The 6,650-nt window shown below is 70.9% G+C and carries 9 protein-coding genes; 8 read left to right on the forward strand and 1 reads right to left on the reverse strand.

All coding sequences use genetic code 11. From position 1 onward, the window contains the following. Positions 1 to 77 precede the first annotated feature (77 nt). From rsmD to mutM, 7 genes are all read left to right on the forward strand, one after another. A complete protein-coding gene (rsmD, locus tag AC3EUV_RS18865; RefSeq protein ID WP_432142082.1) occupies positions 78 to 677 on the forward strand; it encodes a 16S rRNA (guanine(966)-N(2))-methyltransferase RsmD in 600 nt (199 codons plus the stop codon). Further along, complete coding sequence (gene coaD / locus AC3EUV_RS18870) at positions 674 to 1,186, forward strand: pantetheine-phosphate adenylyltransferase (RefSeq protein ID WP_026169199.1); 513 nt, start codon at positions 674 to 676, stop codon at positions 1,184 to 1,186. Before rsmD ends, coaD begins: the two co-directional genes overlap by 4 nt. A 131-nt stretch (positions 1,187 to 1,317) precedes the next feature. Further along, on the forward strand, positions 1,318 to 2,496 hold the full coding sequence (locus tag AC3EUV_RS18875) for a F0F1 ATP synthase subunit B (RefSeq protein ID WP_435603395.1): 1,179 nt from the start codon (positions 1,318 to 1,320) through the stop codon (positions 2,494 to 2,496). 168 nt (positions 2,497 to 2,664) lie between these two features. Beyond that, on the forward strand, positions 2,665 to 3,294 hold the full coding sequence (locus AC3EUV_RS18880; RefSeq protein WP_159471634.1) for a YceD family protein: 630 nt from the start codon (positions 2,665 to 2,667) through the stop codon (positions 3,292 to 3,294). A 2-nt stretch (positions 3,295 to 3,296) separates the two neighbouring features. Continuing rightward, the gene (gene rpmF / locus AC3EUV_RS18885) at positions 3,297 to 3,470 is read left to right on the forward strand and encodes a 50S ribosomal protein L32 (protein WP_003951102.1); all 174 of its coding nucleotides are present in this window, start codon (positions 3,297 to 3,299) and stop codon (positions 3,468 to 3,470) included. 19 nt (positions 3,471 to 3,489) lie between these two features. Continuing rightward, positions 3,490 to 4,371, forward strand: a complete 882-nt coding sequence (gene rnc, locus AC3EUV_RS18890; protein WP_432142084.1) for a ribonuclease III — start codon at positions 3,490 to 3,492, stop codon at positions 4,369 to 4,371. Between the two features lie 93 nt (positions 4,372 to 4,464). Further along, a complete protein-coding gene (mutM, locus tag AC3EUV_RS18895; protein WP_435603396.1) occupies positions 4,465 to 5,391 on the forward strand; it encodes a bifunctional DNA-formamidopyrimidine glycosylase/DNA-(apurinic or apyrimidinic site) lyase in 927 nt (308 codons plus the stop codon). Positions 5,392 to 5,418: 27 nt separating this feature from the next. On the opposite strand, the gene AC3EUV_RS18900 is transcribed toward mutM, so the two are convergent. After that, positions 5,419 to 5,844 carry a winged helix-turn-helix transcriptional regulator gene (locus tag AC3EUV_RS18900; protein ID WP_432142086.1) on the reverse strand — a complete coding sequence of 142 codons (426 nt, stop codon included), beginning with the start codon at positions 5,842 to 5,844 and terminating at the stop codon, positions 5,419 to 5,421. 154 nt (positions 5,845 to 5,998) lie between these two features. On the opposite strand from AC3EUV_RS18900, the gene AC3EUV_RS18905 reads away from it, so the two are divergent. Beyond that, positions 5,999 to 6,589, forward strand: coding sequence for a flavodoxin family protein (locus AC3EUV_RS18905; RefSeq protein ID WP_432142116.1), 591 nt, complete (start codon positions 5,999 to 6,001; stop codon positions 6,587 to 6,589). Positions 6,590 to 6,650 lie beyond the last annotated feature (61 nt).

The raw sequence follows: 6,650 nt of genomic DNA on the forward strand, positions 1-6,650 counted from the left end.
ACGGAATATCGTGGAGGTGCGGAGCCCGCCCGGCTCCCCCTCAGCACACCGACCACGCGCAACGTAAGGACGGGCCCATGACCCGCGTGATCGCCGGTACGGCCGGCGGCCGCCGCCTGGCCGTACCACCGGGAAACGGCACCCGCCCCACCTCCGACAGGGCGCGCGAGGGCATGTTCTCCACCTGGGAGTCGCTCGACGGGCCGCTGGCCGGGGCCCGGGTGCTCGATCTGTACGGCGGTTCCGGCGCGGTCGGCCTGGAGGCCCTCTCGCGCGGTGCCGCGCACGTCCTGCTGGTCGAGGCCGATGCCCGCGCCGTGCGCACGATCCGGGACAACGTCCGTACGGTCGGCCTCCCCGGCGTCGAGGTCCGGGCCGGCAAGGCCGAGCAGACCGCCGCCGCGGCGCCCCCGGGCGAGCCGTACGACATCGTCTTCCTGGACCCGCCCTACCAGGTCACCGACGCCGAACTCTGCGAGATCCTGCTCACACTCCGTGGTCAGGGCTGGTTTGCGGAGCAGGCACTCGTCACCGTGGAACGCAGCACCAGAGGCGGCACGTTCCCATGGCCGGACGGATTTGAAGCGATAAAGGCCCGTCGCTACGGCGAGGGGACGCTTTGGTACGGTCGCGCCGCTTCGACGTCCGCCGAATCGACGTCAGCAAGCGTGTCATGACCGGATCGGAGAGCGAGGAGACAGAGTTGCGCCGCGCCGTCTGTCCGGGGTCGTTCGACCCCATCACCAACGGGCACCTGGACATCATCGCCCGTGCCTCCAAGCTGTACGACGTGGTCCATGTCGCCGTGATGATCAACCAGTCCAAGCAGGGGCTGTTCACGGTCGACGAGCGGATCGACCTGATCCGCCGGGCCACCGCCGAGTACGGCAACGTGGAGGTCGAGGCCTTCCACGGCCTGCTCGTCGACTTCTGCAAGCAGCGCGACATCCCCGCGATCGTCAAGGGGCTGCGGGCCGTCAGCGACTTCGACTACGAGCTCCAGATGGCCCAGATGAACAACGGCCTGTCCGGTGTGGAGACGCTCTTCGTCCCCACCAACCCGACCTACAGCTTCCTGTCCTCCAGCCTCGTGAAGGAGGTCGCCGCCTGGGGCGGCGATGTCTCCCACCTGGTCCCGCCGTTCGTCCTCGAAGCCCTCACCGAGCGCCTGCGGAAGAAGGACTGAGCACCCCACCCGGCGCACCGCGGGCGAGGCCGGGCCGGCGGTGCGTCCGCCGGTGTCGGGCGGGGCGCCGGTGGACGTACAGTCGTCCCGTTCCCGTCGTTCAAATCCCTTCAGAGAGTGGCGAGTCCAAGGTGGACGTGCAGAAGAAGCTCGACGACATCGTCGCGACCGTCGGCGGTGCCCGGTCCATGCCCATGTCGGCCTCGTGCGTGGTCAACCGCGCCGAGCTGCTCGCCATGCTGGAAGAGGTGCGCGCGGCCCTGCCGGGCTCCCTCGCACAGGCGCAGGAGCTGCTCGGCGGGCGGGAGCAGATGGTCGAGCAGGCGCGGGCGGAAGCGGAGCGGATCATCGAGACCGCGCACGCCCAGCGCGGCTCGCTGATCTCCGACACCGAGGTCGCCCGGCAGTCCCAGGAGGAGGCGGACCGGATCCTGGCGGACGCCCGCCGGGAGGCGGAGGAGATCCGCGCCGAGGCCGACGACTACGTCGACAGCAAGCTCGCCAACTTCGAGGTCGTGCTCACCAAGACCATCGGTTCCGTCGACCGCGGCCGCGAGAAGCTGCTCGGCCGCGGCCCGGGGCCCGACGAGCAGGGGTTCCCCGACGAGGACGGCACCCAGGCCCCGGAGCGCAGCGGCGACCCGGAGACCCTCAAGCAGCGCGCCGACGCCTATGTGGACGCCAAGTTCGGGGCGTTCCAGGCCGTGCTGACCAAGACGCTGGAGGCTGTCGGCCGGGGCCGCGACAAGCTCCAGGGCGCCCGTGCGATCGATGAGCTGGCCGTCCACCTGGCGGCGCAGGGCGATGTGCAGTCCGGCCATCCGCAGGCCGACGCCGACTACCTCGCCGGCCTGGCGGACATCCCCGCCGAGCAGGCCCCGCAGCCGCCCCAGGCGCCCCAAGCGCCCCCGATGCCTCCGACGCAGCCCCAGCAGCAGCCCCAGGAGCATCAGCAGCCCCTCCAGCCCCAGCTTCAGCAGCAGGGCTACTACACCGACCCCGCGGCCTACCCGCAGCAGGACGTCTACGGCTATCAGCAGCCGCAGCAGGCGGCGTACGCCCAGGACGCCCAGCAGCACAATGCGTACGGCTACGACTGGCAGCAGGCCCAGCAGGCCCAGCAGGCCCAGCAGGCCCAGCAGCAGGGCTACGACCCGCATGCGTACCTCCAGCAGCAGGTGCCCCAGCAGCCCCAGCACGCCCCGCAGGGCCACGCCGACCGGCCGGGCGCACTGGACGAGACCAGCCTCTTCGACACGAGCATGATCGACCTGGACCAGCTCCGGGCGTACGAGGAGGGGCGCCAGTAGGCGCTCCCGCCCGCGGGACCGGGGGGACGGCCGGTAGCGGATTGGGCCTATCGGGGCCCGTCCAGTATCCTGGCTCTTCGGTCGCGCGTATATCCGCGATCTCTGCTGCCCGAATCCCGCACCGCTGGAATACGGGCGGCGCGTAAACCCCGTAGAAAGCAGGAAGCCATCAACGCCCGCCTCGACCACCGTTCCCCTCTCGTGTTCGACACACGCGAGCTGGGGCGGCGTCCCGGTGCGCTCAAGAGGGTCTCCCGCTCCGTCGAGGCTCCCCGGGACCTCGGCAATGAGGTCATCGGTGTGCCCGAGGGCGCCCCGATCGAGCTCGACCTCCGCCTGGAGTCGGTCATGGACGGGGTGCTTGTCACAGGCACCGGCCGTGCAACCGTCAAGGGGGAGTGCGTAAGGTGTCTGGAGCCGCTGGAGCGAGAGCTCGACGCGGACTTCCAGGAGATGTTCGCCTACCCCGACGCCGATGCCCGGGTCCATGAGGACGCCGGCGACGACGCCGAGGACGAGGAGGACACCCTCTTCCTCGAGGACGACCTGTTCGACCTCGAACCGGTGCTGCGTGACGCGGTGGTGCTTGCACTGCCGATGCAGCCGGTGTGCCAGGACGACTGCCCGGGCCTGTGCTCCGACTGCGGAGTGCGGCTGGCGGACGACCCGGACCACCACCACGACGCCGTCGACATTCGTTGGGCGGCACTGCAGGGACTCGCCGGGACCGTCAAGGACGGCGAGAAGGACAACATGGGCGGCGCCGAAGCGGGCGTCGACGAGAAGCAGGAGAAGTAGCCGTGGCTGTTCCGAAGCGGAAGATGTCGCGCAGCAACACGCGCCACCGCCGGTCGCAGTGGAAGGCTGCGGTCCCCACCCTGGTGGCGTGCGAGCGCTGCCACGAGCCGAAGCAGCAGCACATCGCGTGCCCGAGCTGCGGCACCTACAACAAGCGCCAGGTCCTCGAGGTCTGAGCGGCTGGTGACAGGCTCCATGTCAGACGCCAATTCGACTTCCCGCAAACGCGGGGATGAACCGACTCCGGCGGACACAGCCTCGTCGCACACGCTTCTGGAAGGGCGGCTCGGGTACCACCTCGAGTCCGCCCTTCTGGTGCGTGCGCTGACGCACCGCTCGTACGCATACGAGAACGGCGGTCTGCCCACCAACGAGCGGCTCGAATTCCTCGGGGATTCGGTGCTCGGCCTGGTGGTCACGGACACGCTGTACCGGATCCACCCCGACCTCCCGGAAGGCCAGCTGGCCAAGCTCCGGGCCGCGGTGGTCAACTCGCGTGCGCTCGCCGAGGTGGGCCGCGGCCTCGACCTCGGTGCCTTCATCCGCCTCGGACGGGGCGAAGAGGGTACGGGCGGCCGGGACAAGGCCTCCATCCTCGCCGACACCCTTGAAGCGGTGATCGGCGCGGTCTATCTCGACCAGGGCCTCGACGCGGCCGGCGAGCTGGTGCACCGGCTCTTCGACCCGCTCATCGAGAAGTCCTCCAGTCTGGGCGCCGGCCTGGACTGGAAGACCAGCCTCCAGGAACTCACCGCGACCGAGGGTCTCGGCGTTCCGGAGTACCTGGTCACCGAGACCGGCCCCGATCACGAGAAGACCTTTACTGCTGCCGCCCGCGTCGGTGGTGTCTCGTACGGCACCGGCACCGGCCGCAGCAAGAAGGAAGCCGAGCAGCAGGCGGCCGAGTCCGCGTGGCGTGCGATTCGCGCCGCGGCGGACGAGGCGGCCAAGGCGGCATCCTCCGGCGACGGTGCGCCACCGGCCCCCGGTGCGGGCACCGGCTCCACCGGAGCAGCTACCGCCGCGCAGCCTCCTTCGGCTCCGGCCGCCGGCGACGGTTCGTCGTCGGCACACTGAAGCACCGATTCTGACCCCGTCCGGGGCGACCGCGCGTCGCTCCGGACGGGGTCAGAGGTCTTTCGCCCCACCGTCGTTCCCAAGGAGCCCTTCGTGCCCGAGCTGCCCGAGGTCGAGGTCGTACGCCGCGGACTGGAGCGCTGGGTCAGCGGCCGCACGATCGATGCCGTCGAGGTGCGGCATCCGCGCGCGATCCGCCGGCACACGGCCGGGGCGGCCGATTTCGCGGCCCGGCTCAAGGGGCTGCGCCTCGGTACGGCCCGCCGGCGCGGCAAGTACCTCTGGATCCCGGTGACCGGTGGCGGTCCGGCCGCCCAGACCGCGGCGGAGGGCATCTCCCCGAGGGTCACGCCGTCCGTCACCCACGGGCTGGCGATCCTCGCCCACCTCGGCATGAGCGGCCAGCTGCTGGTCCAGCCGCAGGAGGCCCCCGACGAGAAGCACCTGCGCATCCGCGTCCGCTTCGCCGACGCCGTGAACACCGAGCTCCGCTTCGTCGACCAGCGCACCTTCGGCGGCCTCTCGCTGCACGACACCGTTCCCGGCGACCCCGACCTGCTGCCCGATGTCATCGCCCATATCGCCCGGGACCCGCTCGATCCCGCCTTCGACGACGCCGCCTTCCACGACGCGCTGCGCCGCCGCCGGACCACCGTCAAGCGCGCGCTGCTCGACCAGACGCTGATCAGCGGCGTCGGCAACATCTACGCGGACGAGGCGCTGTGGCGCAGCAAGCTGCACTACGAGCGGCCGACCGCCACCTTCACCCGGCCGCGCACCGCCGAACTGCTCGGCCACGTACGGGACGTGATGAACGCCGCGCTCGCCGTCGGCGGCACCAGCTTCGACAGCCTCTATGTCAACGTCAACGGTGAGTCCGGCTACTTCGAGCGCTCGCTGGACGCCTACGGCCGCGAGGACGAGCCCTGCCGCCGCTGCGGTACCGCGATCCGCCGCCGCCCCTGGATGAACCGTTCCAGCTACTTCTGCCCGCGCTGCCAGCGGCCGCCGCGCGCCTGAGCGCCGGCCCGCGGCCCGTGCGCCGGCTCAGCCGGCCGGGCGCTGGGCGTCGTAGTCCTCGCGGGCCTGCATGACCTGCGGCATCCGGTCCTCCACCAGCTCGATCAGCGTCCGCAGCTGCCGGGCGACCTGGTCGCCCAGCGGCGTCAGCGCGTAATCGACCCGGGGCGGGTTGGTCTGCTGTGCCTCGCGGTGCACGAGTCCGTCCCGCTCCAGTGCGTGCAGGGTCTGGGCCAGCATTTTCTCGCTCACCCCGGCCACCCGGCGACGCAGTTCGTTGAAGCGGAAGGTGCCGTCGAGCAGGGCGCCGAGGGTCAGGCTGCCCCAGCGGTCGGTGATGTGCCGGAGCGCGTCGCGGGACGGGCAGTCGCGCGCGAAGACGTTGTAGGCCAGGTCGTCCGTACAGCCGGGGGTGGGCTCCCCGTCCGTCTCGCCGGTGGTTTCGGTCGCCATGGGCACACCATACCCCTGCACAGCGCTAACCAAAGGGTTGCGCTTTCTAAAAGTTAGTGCTTCTCTTTTCCTCATCGCAGCCCGACGTTCCCGGGTGCCGGTCGTCCCGGCATGCCGTGACCCCTGAGGAGAAGCCACCGTGACCACGCCTGCTCTGCCCGCCCCCGTCGTCTCGCTTGCCTACCACTCCGGCTACGGCCACACCGCCGTACTGGCCGAGGCCGTCCAGACCGCAGCCGCCGAGGCCGGCGCCACCGTTCACCTGATCAAGGTCGACGAGATCACCGAAGCCCAGTGGGCGCAGCTCGACGCCTCCGACGCGATCGTCTTCGGCTCGCCGACGTACATGGGCACGGCCTCCGGCGCCTTCCACACCTTCGCCGAGGCGAGCGCCAAGCGCTGGGCCACCCGCGCCTGGCAGGACAAGCTCGCCGCCGGCTTCACCAACTCCGCCTCCAAGAGCGGCGACAAGCTGCACACCCTCCAGTTCTTCACGGTGCTCGCCGCCCAGCACGGGATGAACTGGGTCAGCCTCAACCTCCTCCCCGGCTGGAACTCCTCCACCGCGTCCGAGAACGACCTGAACCGGCTGGGCTTCTTCCTGGGCGCCGCCGCCCAGTCCAACAACGACCAGGGCGCCGAGGGCGTCCACAAGGCCGATATCGCCACCGCCGAGCACCTCGGACGGCGGATCGCCGAGCAGGCCCGCATCGTCGTCGCGGGCCGCGCGGCACTCGCCGCCTGACCGGCCGACCGCTGAGGCCCGGTACGCGAAACGCCCGCGCCGCCCCTTGATCTACCCCGGG

This window comes from Streptomyces sp. bgisy130, assembly GCF_057708345.1.